Annotated in this window: 14 protein-coding genes; 5 read left to right on the top strand and 9 right to left on the bottom strand. The window is 43.7% G+C overall.

What is annotated here, in order from left to right; genetic code table 11:
• Positions 1 to 31: 31 nt before the first annotated feature.
• The 4 genes from mrdA (at position 32) to ftcD (ending at position 6,513) form a co-directional block, all read left to right on the top strand.
• Positions 32 to 1,873, top strand: a complete 1,842-nt coding sequence (gene mrdA, locus DWW52_RS03920; RefSeq protein WP_118714137.1) for a penicillin-binding protein 2 — start codon at positions 32 to 34, stop codon at positions 1,871 to 1,873.
• Positions 1,866 to 3,290 carry a rod shape-determining protein RodA gene (rodA, locus tag DWW52_RS03925; RefSeq protein WP_118714138.1) on the top strand — a complete coding sequence of 475 codons (1,425 nt, stop codon included), beginning with the start codon at positions 1,866 to 1,868 and terminating at the stop codon, positions 3,288 to 3,290. The genes mrdA and rodA overlap by 8 nt, the downstream gene beginning before the upstream one ends.
• A gap of 83 nt (positions 3,291 to 3,373) precedes the next feature.
• Positions 3,374 to 4,627 carry an imidazolonepropionase gene (gene hutI, locus DWW52_RS03930; protein WP_118714139.1) on the top strand — a complete coding sequence of 418 codons (1,254 nt, stop codon included), beginning with the start codon at positions 3,374 to 3,376 and terminating at the stop codon, positions 4,625 to 4,627.
• Positions 4,628 to 4,812: 185 nt separating this feature from the next.
• Positions 4,813 to 6,513, top strand: coding sequence for a glutamate formimidoyltransferase (gene ftcD / locus DWW52_RS03935; protein WP_199691949.1), 1,701 nt, complete (start codon positions 4,813 to 4,815; stop codon positions 6,511 to 6,513).
• 66 nt (positions 6,514 to 6,579) lie between these two features.
• On the opposite strand, the gene DWW52_RS03940 is transcribed toward ftcD, so the two are convergent.
• From DWW52_RS03940 to rimO, 9 genes are all read right to left on the bottom strand, one after another.
• On the bottom strand, positions 6,580 to 7,146 hold the full coding sequence (locus DWW52_RS03940) for a hypothetical protein (RefSeq protein ID WP_118714140.1): 567 nt from the start codon (positions 7,144 to 7,146) through the stop codon (positions 6,580 to 6,582).
• 229 nt (positions 7,147 to 7,375) lie between these two features.
• Positions 7,376 to 7,978, bottom strand: a complete 603-nt coding sequence (locus DWW52_RS03945; protein ID WP_118714141.1) for a nitroreductase family protein — start codon at positions 7,976 to 7,978, stop codon at positions 7,376 to 7,378.
• 78 nt (positions 7,979 to 8,056) lie between these two features.
• Positions 8,057 to 8,764 (bottom strand): LytTR family DNA-binding domain-containing protein, encoded by a 708-nt coding sequence (locus DWW52_RS03950; protein WP_118714142.1) that lies wholly within the window; start codon positions 8,762 to 8,764, stop codon positions 8,057 to 8,059.
• Complete coding sequence (locus DWW52_RS03955; RefSeq protein WP_118714143.1) at positions 8,761 to 9,819, bottom strand: sensor histidine kinase; 1,059 nt, start codon at positions 9,817 to 9,819, stop codon at positions 8,761 to 8,763. Before DWW52_RS03955 ends, DWW52_RS03950 begins: the two co-directional genes overlap by 4 nt.
• On the bottom strand, positions 9,816 to 10,874 hold the full coding sequence (locus DWW52_RS03960; protein ID WP_118714144.1) for a sensor histidine kinase: 1,059 nt from the start codon (positions 10,872 to 10,874) through the stop codon (positions 9,816 to 9,818). The genes DWW52_RS03955 and DWW52_RS03960 overlap by 4 nt, the downstream gene beginning before the upstream one ends.
• A gap of 57 nt (positions 10,875 to 10,931) precedes the next feature.
• Entirely contained in the window at positions 10,932 to 13,298 is a 2,367-nt protein-coding gene (locus tag DWW52_RS03965) for a TonB-dependent receptor (protein ID WP_118714145.1), read from the bottom strand.
• A 42-nt stretch (positions 13,299 to 13,340) separates the two neighbouring features.
• The gene (locus DWW52_RS03970) at positions 13,341 to 13,538 is read right to left on the bottom strand and encodes an HU family DNA-binding protein (protein WP_118714146.1); all 198 of its coding nucleotides are present in this window, start codon (positions 13,536 to 13,538) and stop codon (positions 13,341 to 13,343) included.
• A gap of 247 nt (positions 13,539 to 13,785) precedes the next feature.
• Positions 13,786 to 15,969, bottom strand: coding sequence for a sodium-translocating pyrophosphatase (locus DWW52_RS03975; RefSeq protein WP_118714147.1), 2,184 nt, complete (start codon positions 15,967 to 15,969; stop codon positions 13,786 to 13,788).
• A gap of 112 nt (positions 15,970 to 16,081) precedes the next feature.
• A complete protein-coding gene (gene rimO, locus DWW52_RS03980) occupies positions 16,082 to 17,383 on the bottom strand; it encodes a 30S ribosomal protein S12 methylthiotransferase RimO (RefSeq protein WP_118714148.1) in 1,302 nt (433 codons plus the stop codon).
• A gap of 419 nt (positions 17,384 to 17,802) precedes the next feature.
• Here rimO and DWW52_RS03985 point away from each other — a divergent pair, with 419 nt between their 5' ends.
• Entirely contained in the window at positions 17,803 to 19,638 is a 1,836-nt protein-coding gene (locus DWW52_RS03985; RefSeq protein WP_118714149.1) for a YgiQ family radical SAM protein, read from the top strand.
• The last annotated feature ends 32 nt before the right edge of the window (positions 19,639 to 19,670 follow it).

A 19,670-nucleotide genomic window follows, 5' to 3' on the forward strand; every position in this document is an offset into this window, starting at 1 on the left:
GTGGATTCGAATCAAATAACAGACTTTTGAAATGAATAAATTCGGATATAGACAAGGGATCATATCAGGGATCATGATTAGTGTATGCGTCGTATTCATTCTACGATTGTTTACTTATCAGGTGGTATCCGACAAATATAAAATCTTGGCTGAAAATAATTCCCAGCGCACGGAAACTGAATATCCGGCACGGGGGTTAATATATGATCGGAATAATAAACTCCTAGTAGATAATCAGGCAGCTTACGACCTAATGATTATACCTAATCAGGTAAAAACATTCGACACGCTGGAATTAGTTTCGATTCTTGAAATCACGCGAGAAGCACTGGACAAGAGTATCCAACGTTGTCGGACCTACTCGACTTTTAAACCTTCCATACTGGTTTCGCAAATTCCGGGTAACAAGTACGCTGTCCTTCAAGAAAAACTTTATCGTTATCCCGGTTTTTACATACAAACCAGAACGTTACGAAAATATAATGTAAACCACTCTGCCGACGTGTTCGGTTATATCAGCGAGGTAAATGCGGATCAAATAGCACAGGATACTTGTTATGCCATGGGCGATTATATCGGGATAAGTGGTCTGGAGAAAACGTACGAGAAGCATCTTCGCGGTACAAAGGGGAAACGAATCGTGCTGGTAGACAATAAGAACCGGATTAAAGGTTCATTCGCGGACGGGGCATACGATGAAGAAGCTATCGTGGGAGAAGATTTACATACAACCTTGGATGTTGATCTGCAAGAATATGCCTACGAGTTGATGCGTAATAAAACGGGGGGGATTGTCGCCATTGAACCCAGCACGGGTGAGATTCTGGTAAAAATGTCGAGTCCCGGTTATGACCCACAATTAATGGTCGGTTTGGATCGGGGAAAAAATTACGCGAAATTAACGAATGATCCGTTGAGACCACTGTTTGACAGAACGACGCAGGCCCAGTATCCTCCGGGGTCTATCTTCAAGACCGTACAAGCCCTGATCGGATTACAAACAAAAGCCATATCCCTACAAACGACATGCACGTGTAACGGGGGAGCTATTATCGTGGGAGGAAAATTCATGAAATGCCACCATCATAGTTCTCCGGTTAATTTATTGCAATCTATAGAGAATTCATGTAATCCTTACTACGCGAATGTATTCAAACGAATACTGGAATTACCCGAATATAAAACTGTCCGGAACGCGTACGGGGAATGGCGGAAATATGTAACATCCTTTGGATTCGGCAGCAAAATATGTCCGGATTTCTTTGAGGTTCCAGGTTCTATCCCCACGCAAGAATATTACGATAAAGTGTTTAAAACCCAAAAGTGGTATCCCTCTTACATGATATCTCTTTCAATCGGTCAGGGAGAATTGATGATCACGCCGATTCAAATGGCCAATTTGGCCGTCATCCTGGCTAATCGAGGATATTACATGACTCCTCATATTGTAAGGCCTACCGAAGATTTGGTTGCCAACCGGATCGAGAAGCACGTTATTCCTATTGACCGGAAACATTTCGACCCGATTATCGAAGGGATGCAAATGGTTATTAAAGGAGGTACCGGACGACGGGCACAAGTGGATTCTATCACAATAGCGGGAAAAACGGGTACGGTACAGAACCCGCATGGTGATGATCACTCCGTGTTTATCGCCTTCGCACCCGTGGAAAATCCCAAAATCGCCTTAATCGTGTATGTTGAAAAAGGAGTATGGGGATCACGTTATGCCGCTCCTATTGCCGGTTTGCTGATCGAGAAATATCTGAAAGGGAAGATTTCAGATAAAAAGAAACCGCTCGAAAAGGAAATGTTCGAAGCGAGCTTGATAGATATTATACCCAACAAAGTAAAAGAAGAGAGCAATGAATAGCAGATCCAATAACTTACTTGCCAATATTGATTGGATATCCATCCTATTATACATGCTGCTCGTGCTAATCGGATGGTTGAATATTTATGCCGCCGTTTACGATGAAAATCACAGTAGTATCTTTGATATATCCCAAAAATACGGAAAACAGTTGATCTGGATCGGGGCCGCATTCGTGCTTGCCTTTCTGGTTCTGCTCACGGACAGTAAATTCTTCACGACTTTCTCGATGGTGATTTATGGCATCATGATATTCCTGTTGATAGCCGTCTTGTTTTTTGGTACGGAAACCAAGGGAGCCCGTTCCTGGTTTGAAGTCGGGGATTTCCGGATACAACCCGCCGAGTTTGCCAAATTCGCGACCAACCTGGCCATTGCTTACGTCATGAGTCGCCACAATTTTAAGGTGATGCGTTTCTCCAGTCTCGTGACAATAGGCGTGATCCTGGCTCTTCCGGCGGGATTGATCATATTGCAAAACGATACGGGGTCAGCCCTGGTATATAGCAGTTTTATCCTTGTACTTTTTCGGGAAGGCCTGCACGGATCAATACTATTGCTTTGTTTTGTTGCCGCCGCCATATTTATCATGGCGTTATTATACTCCCCTTTCACGGTTTTACTCGTGATCATCGGGGGAACGTTAATCGCGTTTTATTATTACAGACATGATATCCGGGAGTTGTTCCAGATAATCTTGTTTATCGGGGGTGGATTTGCCCTTTTTGAAGGTATAAAATGGATTTTCCATTTATCTATATCCGATTACTACATGTTGTTGATTGTTTACGCAATCACCAGTATCGCGGCTATATTTCCTATTTACAAGCGAAAAATGAAGCACATGATAACGTTGCTGGCTATCTCGTGGCTTTGCGTGGGTGCCGCTCCTTCCGTGACTTACGCTTTTGATCATCTTCAACCCCATCAACAAGACCGTATCAATGAATTATTGGGTATAAAGGTGGATCCCAAGGGAACCGGGTACAATGTTACTCAATCTAAAATTGCTATTGGTTCCGGGGGATTCTTCGGAAAGGGATTTCTGGAAGGTACGCAGACCAAATTGAATTTCGTTCCGGAACAAAGTACCGACTTTATTTTCTGTACTGTCGGCGAAGAGTGGGGATTTATCGGAAGTACATTCGTGATCGTGCTATTATTGGCATTTATTTTACGAATTATCAAGTTGGCAGAACGTCAACGCTCCAGTTTTTCCCGGATATACGGTTACGGGGTAGCCTCTATCCTATTTTTTCATCTGGCTATCAATATCGGGATGACTATAGGTATGGCACCAGTGATTGGTATACCACTCCCCTTTTTCAGTTACGGGGGATCATCCCTATGGTCTTTTACCATACTTATATTCATATTTTTAAGACTGGATGCCAATCGTTTACAAGTATTCAGATAATCGGAAAACTTTCTGAACGCTTTCCTTGTGGATTTTCAAGGATTTTAATACATTCGTTCCCAAATGAATTAAACACGATAAGGATGAAGACATTAATTATAAACATCAAGCAACTCGTTCAGGTTGAGGATGAACCGCGTAAATGGGTGGCTGGAGCCGACATGGCAAAATTGGGAACAATCGACGATGCTTACCTCTTAATCGACGGAGATCGTATTGAAGCATTCGGTAAAATGAGCGAATTGAATCAGGAGGCGATATACGAGGGAACGGATACCGTGCAAGAGATTGACGCCACGGGCCGCTTGGTTCTCCCCGCTTATTGTGATTCCCACACGCATCTGGTGTACGCCGGAAGTCGTGAAATAGAATATATTGATAAAATTAAAGGACTTTCTTACGAGGAAATCGCCAAAAGAGGCGGTGGAATCCTGAACTCATCGGAACGTATCCGTAAAGCTTCGGAAGAAGAGTTATATGATTCTGCTTACGGGCGTTTGCAGGAAATCGCTTCCCTAGGAACCGGAGCCGTGGAGATCAAGAGCGGTTACGGGCTGGATACTGAAAGCGAGCTCAAAATGTTACGGGTTATCAGACGATTAAAAGAAGAAACACCCTTGACAATTAAAGCCACGTTCCTCGGTGCACATGCCGTTCCACTGGAATATAGAGGACGTCAGACCGAATACGTGGATCTGATCATTAACGAAATGATTCCAGCCGTGGCAGGTGAAGATTTGGCCGATTATATAGACGTGTTCTGCGATAAAGGATTCTTCACGGTGGAAGACACGGACAGGATGCTGAACGCAGGAATGAAATACGGATTACGTGCGAAGATACACGCAAACGAGCTGGACTACTCGGGTGGTATACAAGTCGGGGTGAAATATAACGCTCTCTCCGTCGATCACCTTGAATATGTCGGGGATGAAGAGATTGCCGCGTTGAAAGGAAGCGAAACCATGCCGACCGTTCTGCCGGGGGCAGCTTTCTTCCTGAATATGCCTTATTCTCCCGTGCGTAAAATGATTAACGCCGGATTGCCTGTTGCTCTGGCCTCAGATTTTAACCCAGGCTCCTCTCCTTCCGGAAATATGAAATTCGTGATGTCTCTCGGATGTGTTAATTACAAAATGCTCCCCGAAGAGGTTATCAACGCGACAACAATAAACACGGCATACGCCATGGGTGTGGAAGATGAACTGGGAAGTATTGCCGTGGGTAAGAAAGCAAATTTTTATATCACCATTCCTATCACGGGAATCGAGTATCTGCCTTACGCTTACGGAAGCGATCTGGTTGAAACCGTATTCCTGAACGGGGAACAAATTTAAGGAAGCTATGCCCTATTCACATTACAAAAAAATATGGATCCGGAAAGCTTACCGGATAAGGTACCCATAGTGATTCTGTGATTTACGATTTTGTGATTTAGTGATTACGAAATTGGCGGTCCGAATTGAAAGATCGTGGGGGATTTACTTTATTTACTTTGTCAAATTACAACTTAATAATAGATATGAAAAAATTAATAGAATGCGTTCCGAATTTCAGTGAAGGGAACGATATGCACATTATAGATCAGATTACAGCAGAAATCAAGGCTGTTGAAGGGGTTAGTTTGATTGACGTGGACCCGGGAAAAGCAACGAACCGCACGGTGGTAACCATGGTCGGTACCCCGGAAGAGGTTTGCGAAGCAGCCTTCCGTGCCGTGAAGAAAGCATCTGAATTGATTGACATGAAAAAACATAAAGGAGCACACCCCCGTTTTGGAGCAACAGACGTGTGTCCTTTGGTTCCGGTGTCTAACATCACCATGGAAGAAACCGTAGAATACGCCCGTGCTTTGGCTAAACGTATCGGTGAAGAATTGAATATCCCCGTGTATTGCTATGAAAATGCAGCCTTCACTCCAGAAAGGAAAAACTTGGCAACTTGTCGTGCCGGAGAATATGAGGCTTTAGGCGAACGTTTGAGCAGCGAGCAATGGCACCCGGATTTCGGGCCTCGTGAATTGAACGAGTGGACGGCTAAAACGGGAGCAACTGCCGTGGGAGCCCGTAACTTCTTGGTTGCTTATAATGTAAACTTGAATAGTACCTCTACCCGTCGTGCTAATGCTATCGCTTTCGATGTACGCGAAAGAGGAAGAGCCAAAAGAGAAGGTAACCCTATTACCGGGAAGATCGTGAAAGACGAGAAGGGAAAGAACGTGATGATTCCGGGAACACTGAAATCAGTAAAAGCCATCGGTTGGTTTATCGAAGAATATGGAATCGCTCAGATTTCCATGAACTTAACAGATATTTCCGTTACCTCCGTGCATGAAGCTTTTGATGAAGTTTGTCGCAAAGCACAGGATCGCGGAATCCGCGTAACTGGTTCTGAGTTGGTGGGAGTAATTCCGTTAAAAGCCATGTTGGATGCCGGACGTTATTTCTTGCGCAAACAACAACGTTCTACCGGAGTTTCTGATAAAGAGTTGATCAAGATCGCCGTGAAATCCTTAGGTCTAGACGAACTTTATCCTTTTGAACCCAGAAAGAAAATTATCGAGTATATCCTGGAAGATGAAATGAATCAAGGCAAGAAATTCTTGATTGACATGAATCTCCGTGAATTTGCTGACGAAACAGCTTCCGAATCTCCCGCACCTGGAGGTGGTTCTATTTCCGCTTACATGGGAGCATTAGCCTCTTCATTGGCAACGATGGTAGCCAATCTCTCCTCTCACAAACGCGGTTGGGATGAACGTTGGGAAGAATTCAGCAATTGGGCTGAAAGAGGAAAAGCTTATCAAGTTGAATTGATCAAAATGGTTGACGAGGATACCAACGCTTTCAACCGTATCATGGATGCTTTCGGATTACCAAAGAAGAGCGAGGAAGAAAAAGCCGCTCGTCACCAGGCTATCCAAGATGCAACCAAGTTTGCGACGGAAGTTCCGTTCAAGACCATGATGCTTTGCTACGAGTGTATGGAAGTAGTGAAAGCGATGGCCGAAATCGGTAATCCGAATTCAGTAACCGATGCCGGGGTTGGTGCATTGGCTGCTCGTTCCGGTGTAATCGGTGCTTTCCTGAATGTAAAAATCAACGCTGCCGGCTTGGATGACAAGGAATATGCTAACGACATCATCGCCAGAGGTGAAAAAGTTGTTGAAATGGCTAAACAACTGGAAACGGATATTTTGAATATCGTGAATTCCAAGATTTGATATATAGAATAAACAAAAAAAACGATCTTCCTCAGAAGATCGTTTTTTTTGTTTATTCTATTTCAGTTATTTTGTCGTCACCGAAACTTTCCCAGCCTCACGTGTAATCCAAATTCCTTTTCCCGACACGTAATCATCATTTTTGATCACGGTGGTATTATTGTAATCCAAACGAACAATATCTACACAGATACCATCTCCGCCGACACATCCCTCCCGATAAAATTTAAATTTCACCTGAATAGAGTCTATTTCTGTCTCGTTGAACACGACGTAAAGTTTCTTATCCACGTATCCTTGATTACCTGAAATACTTGTTGTCCAAAAATGCTTTCCAACACGAGAATCATATCCTACTGTATGTTGATTGCCCTTGTAACTGTATGACTTATCTTCATCTACATTTTCCGGAACAATTTGCGGCTTCCCACCTTTCTCCTCGTAAACCATAGGTAACACACTCCCTTGTTTTAAAGATAACAGGTCATTCCCCTCCCCGTCCACGAAATAGAAAAGCCAAGGATTCGCTCTTACAAAATAATCCCCGGTCTTCGGAATACTATCACCACTATCACTACAAGCATTTACCACAAATAACAGGCAAATGATTACGAAACAATTAATTACACGCATGCGCTTTGCTATTCATATTCTATGCAAAGCTAATAAAAATATTGTTATGTAGCGGGTATACACAAAATAAGAATGTTCTATAAATCAGCATACATCCACGCCCCCTCACCCCCTCTTTACACAGGAGGAGAAACTGTCTGGTGATCAGCTCTATCCTTGTCTAAGGGAGTTGGAGGGAGTAGTGGTTTTTCACGCAAATAATCTTGTGAATACCTTCTATATAATTGACTTACTTAAAAATCCGAATTCTATCCTCGATCGGTCTGAATTCCTTCATATCCGGTTCGTGCAAGGGAACCCCGAAAGGCATTTGTGCATTCAATATCCAATTCTCCGGTAATTTCCATTCACGAATGACCGCCTCGTCAATTAATGGATTATAATGTTGTAAAGAAGCCCCAAAACCGGCATCTTCCAACATGGTCCACACGGCTAGTTGATGCATGGCAGAAGTTTGCTCTGACCATACCGGAAACTTCTCTTGATAAAGAGGAAATGCCTTCTGTAAACCCTTTACAATTGTTTGATCCTCAAAGAAAAGAACTGTTCCGTACCCCGCTAAAAACGATTTGTCGATCTTGTTTTCAGTGGCTTTAAAAGCTTCTTGGGAAACAATTTTCCGTAGGGTATCCTTAACAATATTCCATAATTTCACGTGTTGCTCTCCCAGCAAAAGGACCAATCTCGTGGACTGGGAATTAAAGGCTGAAGGAACATGCTTCACGGCGAATTTCACGATGTCCTCGATTTCACGATCGGAAATCGAAGATTTATTGGTAAGAGAGTAATAACTTCTTCTATGTGCTAATGCTTCTTTCAATTTTCTTTCCATTATGCTATAAATTTAATTTTTATAATATACGCATTTTTTCAAAGATAGTTACTTCCCACCACCTTTTTAAAGATAAGCTTATCCCATTTTCATAAAGGCATCGAAAAAAGCATCCCGGTAAGTGTTGCCAATGGCGATTTCATGCGTTCTGATAAAGATATCATTGTTGTCAAAAGAATCTATATGTATAGTATTCACGATATACGATTTATTCACCCGCAGGAAATCATGCTTGGGTAACAACTCGAATATATTCTTTAAGTTCATACGAGTAATCACACGTTGATCAGCCAATTGAATAATCACGTAATCTTTCAGCCCCTCGATAAACAAGATATCCTTGTAATAAATTCTAAAATACCTCCTCTCTGATTTCACGAAGAAATATTCCGCGTTAACCGGTTCGATATTCTCTTTCTCCCCGGTTAATAATAGAGAATGATAAGAAGTTGCCTTGTTGACCGCCTTCATGAAACGGTCCGGATCAACGGGCTTTATCAAATAGTCGATAGCGTCCACCTCGTAACTATCTAAAGCATATTCCGTGTATGCTGTCGTGAAAATCACCAACGTTCTTTTGGATATCGTTCTGGCAAACTCGATCCCGGAAATTCCCGGCATCTGAATATCGAGAAAGATCAAATCTACCGGATGTTCTTCCATGAATTTTGATGCGGAAAGAGCGTTATTAAACATACCGAGCAAATTTAGTTGGCTAGTATCTTTTACTAGTATTTCTATCGCTTCACGCGCTAAAGGTTCATCATCTACAATAATACAATTCATAATGTCAAGTGTAAATATACGGTATAACTTGTCTCGTCTTCTCTTATATCCAGCGTGTAATGTTCCGGAAATAATAGTTCTAATCTACGTTTTATATTCTTTAGTCCCAATCCACCTACTTCATTCTTCTTCGAGGCGATCACGGGTTTTGAATTTATACATTGAAATTCCAGATTTTTGTCCCATACCTTGAAACCGAGATAAACGTAGGAGGAATTTTCACTATCCACGTTGTGTTTCACCGCGTTCTCCACGAAAGGGATAAACAGAAGCGGTGGAAGCCACACCTCGCTGATATTGCCCTCTTTTGAAATAACGTATTCGAACTTATCCCGTCGTATTTTTTCCAAGTTCAGGAAATCATTCAGGAAACGGATTTCAGAGTCTAATAATACCTGTTCCTTCGCACTATCGTTGATCTGGTAACGCAACATATCTTCAAGCTTGAAAAGCACCCGTGAAGCCTCTTCCGGGTTCTTTCGGAGCAACACGTTCGCATTATTCAACATGTTGAACAGAAAATGCGGGTTGATCTGTTTTTTCAGGAACTTTAACTCCGATTGTAACGTGGAAGAAGCCAGCTCATCAATCCGCTGGTTGTAACCGATCCAGTATTTAAATAGTAGCAGGGCCGACGTTCCAAATATCAATAAGCTCAAAGAGACCATTGATGCCAGCACGTTCAATATGATATACAGGTTACCCTCCTCGTACGTTCCGCCAACATCGTGAAACCAACTCTGCAATACCACGATAAGACAAAGTGACAACAAAATCAAACATGCGACCGAAATCAAATAACTCAATATTTGTCCCCTGATCAGGAAACGAGGGGCCAATACGTACAAATTGAAATAAATAATAGCACTCGTGATCACGAAATAATAAAGCCACCCGTAAAAGCGTTCCAGTGTTAGTACAAGTTCTCCCGACTGGTTGGCAAATATACTGATCGTGATACAGAAAAGAGTCAATAACAACAGGAAGTGTCTCGCGAACTTGAAGCGGGGAGCCAGCAGGAAATCTGGGACACGACTATCAACAAGATTACTCATAGTTTTAGCATATTAAGTTTCAACATAATAATCCTTTTGGATATTGACAGGGAATAGTTATCCCCGTACAATAATTCCAATCGCTGTCTGATGCTCGAAAAATCATTCTGATCCGGCAAATTCCCGTTATCAAAGCTACAAACAAAATGTATCCGGCTATTCTCGACCCGAAATTGGAGATCGATAGCGGTAAACGTATCCTGCCCGTAAACATGAACAACAGCCTGCTGCACGAAAGGGATAAACAACAAGGGGGGCACGAAAGTCCGGTCAACCTCTCCTTCCGCGGAAACCGAATACCGGATACGTTTCGAGTACAATTGTTCCAAGGCCAGATAGTTTGTCAGAAAATTAATCTCAGCCTTCAACAACACCGCTTTCCGGCTGCAATCGTAAAGTTGGTATCTTAATATCTGGCTCAACTTCAACAACATTCCGGAAGCTTCATCCGGTTCGCCACGAGCCAAGACAGCCGTGCGATTCAGTATATTGAACAGCAATTGAGGATTCACCTGCGCTTTCAATTGTTCCACTTCCGATTGAATATGTATCCTCTCCAACTGGTTCACTCGTTTATTATCTATCGTCCAATGTTTTAACGCAATCGTGATCGCTCCTCCAAGCAGGCACAAAACAATCGTGGCAAAAGAAGACACGTAATTCAGGATAAATACCGGATTGAGAAAATAGGATACATCCTGACCCAACATGACACGTACCCCCTCCTCGATAATCGTCAGCAAACACATGAGTACAAACACGATAACGAACAACACGATTGTGTAAAGCAGGTATCTTTTCCGCATAAGATACCGGGGTATCAACAGATAGATATTCAAATAAGCTACAACCAGATAGGAGGCCAGGTTACAAAGAGTTATCCAGTACAAGTCTGTCCCAAGTTCCGTGACGTCCTGTTGAAAAATAACATAGGTCTGGTTGAAAGATATGGCAGTCAGCGCCACGACAAACAGGACGTGCCGCCATACCCGCAATTTTGAATTCACCAAAAGATTATAAAGAAAGGTTTGTCCCCTCAAGTTGATCTTAAACATCCCGTGTGTGTGCTTTTTTCAATAATACAAATGTACGATCTTTATTCTTAGCCCGGCTTAAAATTCCAACTTATAACTGATATTCGGCAAGGATGTGGCTCCACGGATAGGTTTTATCCGGTTAGTCTTGAAATTGTACTCGTGACCGTAATATTCCTTGCATCCAGTCGTGTTCAGGCTCTTGATAGCGAATTCGTGCGACACTCTTTTCCGGTTAATCTTGTATCCCACCGATAAATTTGTGATAAACATGGGAGAGAATTGTCGGGAAAAAGCCTTGGTTTCATCGTGTTGCACCACCCTATCCGGATCAAGCAGCGTGGCTGCCTCGTCTACCGGAGCGTAACGATCACCGCCCTGTATCGTCATCTTCAAGTTCACGCTGAACATGTTCTGTTTATCCCGACCGACCATCCATTCCTTACCTCCCAGCAGGTTGACAATATAATTCCGGTTGTACAACGTGTTACGCCACTTCCGATCACCGCCGTAATATCTCGAATCAAAGATAGAGGCTGTCACCATGTAATAAAGTCCCTTGTTCAGATAGCGTTCCAGCGTGAGATCCACCCCGATATTACGTCCCTTACCCCGGTTTACCAAAGCATCTTCCACGTAAAAATCACGCCTGTTCTGCACGGAATAAGAACTGTCTGCAATAACCGGAACATCATACAAGTATTGAAAATAAGGTTCTATCTTCACGTTCACGTTGTCCGACACCTTGAATCCGTAAGATAACATCACATGATGAGCTTTCGTGAAATCCAGGTCTTTATTCACGGAACGATCGCCCGTGCCTTGCGTCTTCACGAAATACACGTCCATTTTCTCCATCCGGCTATGCAACCCGTAAGCGAGAGCGAAAGAGCTTTTCGGCGAGGCCTGCCACTTAACACCTGCACGGGGTTCGAGCATCCAGCTATTATTCAATGTCAGTATTTGTGCGTTAATCCCCACATTCAACGTCACCTGATCACTTAATCCGATAGATGAACTCGTGTAAGCGGAAATCAGATCCGTGTTGCCCTTCCCCTCGGAAATTAACTCCAAGGGTTGCGTCAGATGCGGGGCCAAGTTCATATCCATGTTGTAATACATCTTCGTATAAGTAAATCCTGTTTTATTCGAAAATTTGGCACTAAACTTCCGGGTCAGTGCAGTAGTGAATATCAAATTCGTATTGCTCCGGTTCAGATCGAGATAAGGAGCCGACTTCAGATTCCAGTCATAACTATCTATCGTTCCCTCGTGCCGGAAATAGGTCACGGCCAACGTCGTTTTCAGTTGAGTCTCGTTGTTAAAGAAATAGCGATGACTTATACCGCCTGCTCCCATATACTGGCTCGTGTTTGATTTCGTCATATCACCCGTGGTTTCCCATTTATCGGTATCCTCCTCGAAATCCCCTTTCGATTTATCAACCAAGCCCGTTCCCCAAACCGAGAACACACCCGCCTTGCGTGTAGGCATATTAAACTTGAAATTCAAATCTTGGTAATCCAACGTTCCGTCGATATCCATCATCCCCAGTTCTCCCAACAACCCCGTGGTGGAGTAACGGTAATTAAAAATGTAAGAAGAATTGTGTCGCCGTGTCAATGGGCCTTCCGAGGCAAAGTCTATCCCTAGTAAACCCAACTGGAAAGTATTTTCAATCTTCCGGTTATTCCCGTTCCGCAATTTCATATCGAAAACGCCCGATACGGCATTGTCATACTCGGCGGGGAAAGCACCCGTGAAGAAATCCGAATTGCCCAGTACATGATTGCTTAATCCCGACAATATACCTCCACCAAGAATGGACAAATCCGCGAAGTGATTGGGGTTCGGTATCTCCACGTCTTCCAATTTCCATTGTAGCAGATGCGGGGCATTTCCATGAATAGATATCCCGTTTGTCGACATGCTAGGCGAGATTCCAGCGAAAGAACTTGCCAAACGTGCCGGATCATCCATTCCTCCGGCATAACGACTTGCCTCCTCCACGCTAAACATCCGGGCTCCCGTGGTCACCATCTTGTTTAACGGTTGCTCTTTATTCAATTGCGGTCGCACCATAACTTCATCCAGCTCTTTAATACTTTCTTTCAATGGAATATTCAAACTGACTTCTTTCGAGGACGTTACCAGTATTTCCCGGAAAATAGTCGGCTCGTATCCCACGAAAGAAGCCTGTATATTATGTCGCCCTATCGGGACGTTTTTAATAACAAAACGTCCCAAACTATCTGTCACAGACCCGATTTCAGGTTTATCCACCAAATTCACTGTCGCATAAGCCACCGGATAACCCGAAGCCGCATCCACGACAAAACCTCGTACAACCTGAGTCAAAATCTTGTTATTCTTTTGCCCGATCACGTTCACAGACAAACACAAAAGAACAAAGAACACACTCCATTTTTTTATTCCACACTTCATATATTTGATTTTTATTATTGATGAAACATATCTTTCCGATTCCTACTCCTGTTGCGTGTTCCTTTTATTCTTGACGTTACTCATGATTTTGAAAACCGTTTCAAATATCTCGTTTTTCCACCCTTTACGGGCCAATTCTTTACTTAAGACTTCTTCAAACGCATCCAATACTTTCGTGCAAGCGATAGGATCAATTCCCGTCATTTCCGCAACCCGTGATATAACCTCTGTCTTATTCATAACTGATTTGTTTTAATGATTACATGCCAAAGGTAGGTTTCCGCAGAAAGCTCTGGGAAAAGAATATACGAAATGCCCGGTTTTGCATACGAAACCGGGCATTACTACTACTTGATAAAAAAGAATATATGTAGGGCAGTGTTGATTACCAAACGTTTTCCCTTCCTTTGTAAGGAGGGGTTAAGGGTGGTAGTTCTATGTAAATTGACTTGTTAGACACTCGCTCTACTATTTATCGTATGAAATTCTACAAAAGACTGTATGCGCAAGTTACTCCTGCCATCACGATAGCCACCATACTCATCAACTTGATCAGGATGTTCAAGCTCGGACCGGACGTATCTTTAAACGGATCACCCACTGTATCACCAATCACCGTGGCCTTGTGATTATCAGAGCCTTTCCCGCCCAGATTGCCTTCTTCAATATACTTTTTAGCGTTATCCCATGCCCCACCAGCGTTGGCCATGAAAATAGCCAGTACGAAACCCGTACCCAAACCTCCTGCAAGCAAACCAATCACGCCGGAAACGCCAAAAATAAGTCCCATCACCACGGGTACGATAATCGCTAATAAAGACGGGAACACCATTTCATGTTGCGCCCCTTTCGTGGAAATCTCGACACATCTAGCGTAATCCGGTTCTGCCTCCCCGGTCATGATCCCCTTAATTTCGCGGAATTGACGACGTACCTCGTTCACCATCTTCTGGGCTGCCCGTCCCACGGCATTCATCGTTAACCCGCAAAACACGAACGACATCATGGAACCGATAAAAATACCGGACAACACTCTCGGGTTCATCAACGTCACGTCAAAATGCGTCATAAAATCGGAAAGCGTGGCATCGGCCGTTTTAACCATCCTTTCCCCTACCGGTATAACCACTTGCTCCATACGCAACAATCCGATCTTGATCTCCTCAATGTAAGAAGCGATCAGGGCTAACCCCGTCAAGGCTGCGGAACCAATTGCAAAACCTTTACCCGTGGCAGCCGTCGTGTTTCCCAACGCATCCAAGGCATCCGTACGATGGCGGACCTCTTCGCCCAAATTACTCATTTCCGCATTTCCCCCGGCATTATCCGCGATAGGCCCGTAAGCATCTGTCGCCAACGTTATACCCAATGTGGAAAGCATACCCACGGCAGCAATACCGACACCGTACAACCCCATTGACATATTAGCAAAACTAAATTCCGCGGCGAACAAGAAAGAAAGAATAATCCCCACCACGATCGTGAACACGGGTATAGCCGTCGAGATCATTCCCGTACCGATACCTTTAATAATCACCGTAGCGGGGCCCGTTTCCGAACTTTTCGCAATATCCCGCGTAGGTTTGTAAGCATGAGAAGTATAATACTCGGTCGCTTTCCCGATAACAATTCCCGTCAGCAACCCAACGATAATAGATCCACAAATCCAATAACTTAAACCAAGCAGGTAAATCACGAGGAAACTGGCTGCCACGATCAGAATCGAGCTGACATTAATTCCCCGGTCCAGCGACCTCAGCAACTGCTGTTGAGTTGCACCTTCCTTTGTTTTTACTAAAAATATACCTAGCAATGATAACACAACCCCGAAAGCCGCGATCAACATAGGTGCCAGAATAGCGTTAAATTGAACTTCCGGTTCCAACCTGAAAGCTGCCGCACCCAATGCCGCCGTCGCCAGGATAGAACCGCAATACGACTCGTAAAGGTCCGCACCCATTCCGGCAACATCCCCCACGTTATCTCCCACGTTATCCGCGATCGTTGCAGGATTTCGAGGATCATCCTCCGGTATTCCGGCTTCAACTTTACCTACCAAATCCGCACCCACGTCTGCCGCTTTCGTGAAAATACCTCCCCCCACTCTCGCAAAAAGAGCCTGAGTGGACGCACCCATTCCAAACGTCAACATCGTTGTCGTAATCACGATCGCCTTTTCACTGGCAGTCGCCTCTTCCACGAAATAATCCAACAATAACCACCACAATGAAATATCTAAAAGAGCCAAGCCCACGACAACCAATCCCATCACGGCTCCCGAACGGAAGGCAACCTTTAACCCGTCATTCATACTTCTACGAGCCGCATTAGCCGTTCTTGCAGAAGCGTAAGTAGCCGTTTTCATCCCGATGTAACCCGCCAAACCGGAAAAGAAACCTCCCGTTAAGAATGCAAACCACACCCACGGGTTTTGTAATTTCGGGCCATAAGCCATCCATGCAAAGAGTACGCACAAAACGAGAAACACGATCGCCACGATCCGGTACTGTTGTCGCAAATAAGCCATAGCTCCTTTGCGGACGTGTCCGGCAATACGTTTCATGGTGTCGGTTCCTTCCGACTCTTTCATCATTCCCTTGAAAAAAATCCTTGCGAAAAGGAGAGCGATAATAGCACACACGGGTACTATCCAAAATAGATCGTTTAACATGGTATTATATATTTGTAGTTAGTAAAAGTCATACAAAAAAATACTCGTCAAGATTTAAACGAACCCTGATGAGTAAAAGTACAAATAAAAACGAAAAAATATTCTCTATTTGCTATTTTTTTATAACTAGATTTTTCCCGTAAAGCTCGAATGGCCCCGCATCGGTAATAAGTACTTCATGGAATTCCCCGACCTGTAAGGGTTTGTCACTCGTCACGAACACTTCCTGATCCACTTCGGGCGAATCATATTGCGTTCGCCCTACAAAATAATCTCCTTCCACCCGGTCTATCAAAACTACAAATTTTTCCCCAACACAATCTTCATTCCAAGCGGCCGCAATCCCCGCCTGCAACTCCATTAACTCCTCTGCCCGCTTGTTTTTCGTCTCTTCGGGCACATCGTCCTGATAATGCTTGTCGCAATAAGTGTCCTCCTCATGCGAGTAAGGGAAAACGCCCAATCGCTCGAATTTCATCATCGAGACAAAATCTTTCAACTCTTCATAATCCTCTTCCGTCTCCCCGGGATGTCCCACCATGAGCGTCGTGCGCAAGGCGATTCCGGGTACTTCTTTCCGTATTTTGTGAATGAGATCCAAGGTTTGTTGCTTGGTCACCCCTCTTCGCATCATTTTGAGCATGTGATCACTGCAATGTTGCAAGGCTATATCTAAGTATTTGCACACGTTTTTCCGTTCCCGCATCACGGTAAGCAACTCCATCGGGAACCCGGCCGGGTAAGCATAATGCAATTTAATCCATTCTACCCCGGGAATATCCGCAATCCGATCCACCAATTCCGCCAACCGATTCTTTCCGTATTTATCAATCCCGTAATACGTGATATCTTGTGCCAATACCAGCAACTCTTTTACTCCTTGCTTGGCCAAACGCTCCGCTTCGTCCACGATCTCCTCAAAAGGACGTGATTTATACTCACCTGTCATGATCGGGATGGCACAATAAGAGCATCCGCGATTACATCCCTCGGATATTTTTAGATAAGCATAATGCTTTGGAGTCGTTAGGTGACGCTCGTTACGAAGTTGTTCGTCATACTTCTTACCCAATTCCGCGAGAATTCCTTTCCAATCGAATTTCCCAAAATAAGCATCAACCTCCGGGATTTCCTTTTTCAAATCCTTATCGTAGCGTTGAGACAAACACCCCATCACGTATATTCGTTCAACTTTCCCCTCGTTCTTTCGTTCCACCTGTTCCAGAATCGTGTTCACCGACTCCTCTTTCGCATCCCCGATAAAACCGCAAGTATTGATAATGACAATCTTGGCTTTCGAATTCTCAACATCCACTTCAACACCGTACCCGGCTTTTTCCAATTGCTTCATCAACAACTCCGTATCCACTAGATTCTTGGAACATCCCAAACTTATAATATTTACTTTCTTCATCTTGGCTCCTGATTTGGGTGCAAAGTTAACGCTTACGAACGAAAATTCCTCTAATTTCATTGCACAAAATAAACACCCCCACTCCAAAGCAAATCATACCTGAATCTTATTTGATAAAATCACATACTTTATATTTTACTTACTCTAGCTTCCATCTTTCTTCTATTTACCTTCTATCAGGATTGCAAAATCATGATGTAATCGTAGAAAGCATAAACACGTTGAAGTCACTTTACCGGATACTATTTATACTTATCATATTTGATATTCATCGGAAGTCGGCTAAAGATAGTTCTGATAAATTCTGTATCTTCATTGACTTTCCGTATCTTTGTGCTGGAATTCAAGCGAAACGCTTAGACTCGTAAAGTGTATCCGCAACACAAGCACTTTATGAACTTTATAAATTTAGGAGCTTTATGAACTATAATATACAACAATGGTTGCCGACAACCAAGAAAGAAGTTGAACAACGGGGCTGGAAAAGTATAGACGTTATCCTTTTCACCGGTGATGCTTACGTGGATCACCCCTCTTTCGGGGGAGCCGTGATCGGACGGGTTTTGGAATCATTGGGCCTGAATGTGGCCATCGTGCCACAACCCAACTGGCAGGATGATTTACGGGATTTCAAGAAACTGGGTAAACCGAATCTGTTTTTCGGTATCAGTCCCGGTTGTATGGATTCCATGGTAAACCACTACACGGCAGCCAAGCGGCGACGTTCGGACGATGCCTATACTCCGGACAACCGTAGTGGCGCACGTCCCGATATGCCCACGATCGTTTACACGAAAATATTAAAAGAACTCTACCCGGATACTCCCGTCATCATTGGCGGTATCGAGGCTTCCTTGCGACGCCTTACCCATTATGATTATTGGAAAGATTTACTTAGACCGTCTATTTTATATGAAAGTCAGGCGGATATGCTAGTGTATGGTATGGGAGAAAAACCGATCACGGAGATATGCAAAATGTTGCAGAAAGGTATACCTTTCGCAAGTCTCACGAATATACCCCAGACTTCCGTCATCAGGCATAAGGACGAAAAATACGCTACCAATAAAAAATGGCAGACCATCACGTTGGCTTCACATGAAGAGTGTTTATCGGACAAGCGAAAATATGCTACCAATTTCCGGTATATAGAAGAAGAATCCAACAGTATTCATGCCGCTAAGCTCGTGCAGGCTGTCGGGAATGAATTGATTATCGTGAATCCACCCTACCCGCCCATGACCACGGCCGAAATCGATGCGATTTACGATTTACCTTTCACTCGTTTGCCGCACCCGAAGTACAAGGGAAAAGAGATTCCCGCCTACAACATGATCCGGCATTCAATCACCATGCACCGCGGATGTTTCGGGGGATGTGCCTTTTGCACGATTTCCGCCCACCAGGGAAAATTTATCGCTTCCCGTTCCGAAGAATCAATCTTGCGAGAAGTACAACGGGTTTGCGAAATGCCCGATTTTAAAGGAACAATTACCGATCTAGGAGGTCCCTCGGCCAATATGTACATGATGAAAGGCAAAGATTCGGGTATCTGCGAGAAGTGTAAACGTCCCTCCTGTTTGCACCCGACCGTGTGTAAAAACCTAAATACCGACCATTCGCATCTTTTGGAGCTATATAACAAGGTTCGAAGGGATCCCCAGGTAAAACATTGCTTCGTCGGTTCCGGTATACGCTACGACCTGACTATGCATCGCACGGGGAACAAGGAAACTGATGCGGTCAACAGGGAATACCTGGAGACCGTTATCAAGCATCATGTGTCCGGCCGTTTCAAAGTGGCCCCGGAACACAGTTCCGACAACGTCCTGCACTTGATGCGTAAACCTTCTTTCAAATTATTCCAGGAATTGACCGCCCGTTTCAATGCGATCAATAAAAAAGAACATTTGAAACAACAAATTATCCCGTATTTTATCTCGTCACATCCCGGGTGTAGCCTGGTAGATATGGCCAAATTGGCGATCGACACGAAAGAATTGGATTTCAAGCTAGAACAGGTTCAGGATTTTACCCCTACCCCCATGACGCTAGCCACCGATATGTATTATTCAGGTTTTCATCCCTACTCTCTCAGCAAGATAGAATCAGCCAAAACGGAAGCCGAGAAAAAACGCCAGAATATATTTTTCTTCTGGTACAAGCGGGAATTCAAGAATGAAATTATCGGGATATTGTCGAAACTGAAAAGAAGTGATCTCGTAAAACGGTTATATTCAAATAAAAATAAATAAATATTCATTTTTTCATGATTAATCATTAACTT

This window comes from Odoribacter sp. AF15-53 (genome assembly GCF_003479425.1).
GTDB lineage: Bacteria > Bacteroidota > Bacteroidia > Bacteroidales > Marinifilaceae > Butyricimonas.

What these genes read in the sequence shown, in the direction of transcription:
- mrdA (WP_118714137.1), top strand. Translation starts at nt 32, where the DNA reads ATGAATAAATTCGGATATAGACAAGGGATCATATCAGGGATCATGATT.
- rodA (WP_118714138.1), top strand. Translation starts at nt 1,866, where the DNA reads ATGAATAGCAGATCCAATAACTTACTTGCCAATATTGATTGGATATCC.
- hutI (WP_118714139.1), top strand. Translation starts at nt 3,374, where the DNA reads ATGAAGACATTAATTATAAACATCAAGCAACTCGTTCAGGTTGAGGAT.
- ftcD (WP_199691949.1), top strand. Translation starts at nt 4,813, where the DNA reads ATGAAAAAATTAATAGAATGCGTTCCGAATTTCAGTGAAGGGAACGAT.
- DWW52_RS03940 (WP_118714140.1), bottom strand. Translation starts at nt 7,146, where the DNA reads ATGCGTGTAATTAATTGTTTCGTAATCATTTGCCTGTTATTTGTGGTA.
- DWW52_RS03945 (WP_118714141.1), bottom strand. Translation starts at nt 7,978, where the DNA reads ATGGAAAGAAAATTGAAAGAAGCATTAGCACATAGAAGAAGTTATTAC.
- DWW52_RS03950 (WP_118714142.1), bottom strand. Translation starts at nt 8,764, where the DNA reads ATGAATTGTATTATTGTAGATGATGAACCTTTAGCGCGTGAAGCGATA.
- DWW52_RS03955 (WP_118714143.1), bottom strand. Translation starts at nt 9,819, where the DNA reads ATGAGTAATCTTGTTGATAGTCGTGTCCCAGATTTCCTGCTGGCTCCC.
- DWW52_RS03960 (WP_118714144.1), bottom strand. Translation starts at nt 10,874, where the DNA reads ATGTTTAAGATCAACTTGAGGGGACAAACCTTTCTTTATAATCTTTTG.
- DWW52_RS03965 (WP_118714145.1), bottom strand. Translation starts at nt 13,298, where the DNA reads ATGAAGTGTGGAATAAAAAAATGGAGTGTGTTCTTTGTTCTTTTGTGT.
- DWW52_RS03970 (WP_118714146.1), bottom strand. Translation starts at nt 13,538, where the DNA reads ATGAATAAGACAGAGGTTATATCACGGGTTGCGGAAATGACGGGAATT.
- DWW52_RS03975 (WP_118714147.1), bottom strand. Translation starts at nt 15,969, where the DNA reads ATGTTAAACGATCTATTTTGGATAGTACCCGTGTGTGCTATTATCGCT.
- rimO (WP_118714148.1), bottom strand. Translation starts at nt 17,383, where the DNA reads ATGAAGAAAGTAAATATTATAAGTTTGGGATGTTCCAAGAATCTAGTG.
- DWW52_RS03985 (WP_118714149.1), top strand. Translation starts at nt 17,803, where the DNA reads ATGAACTATAATATACAACAATGGTTGCCGACAACCAAGAAAGAAGTT.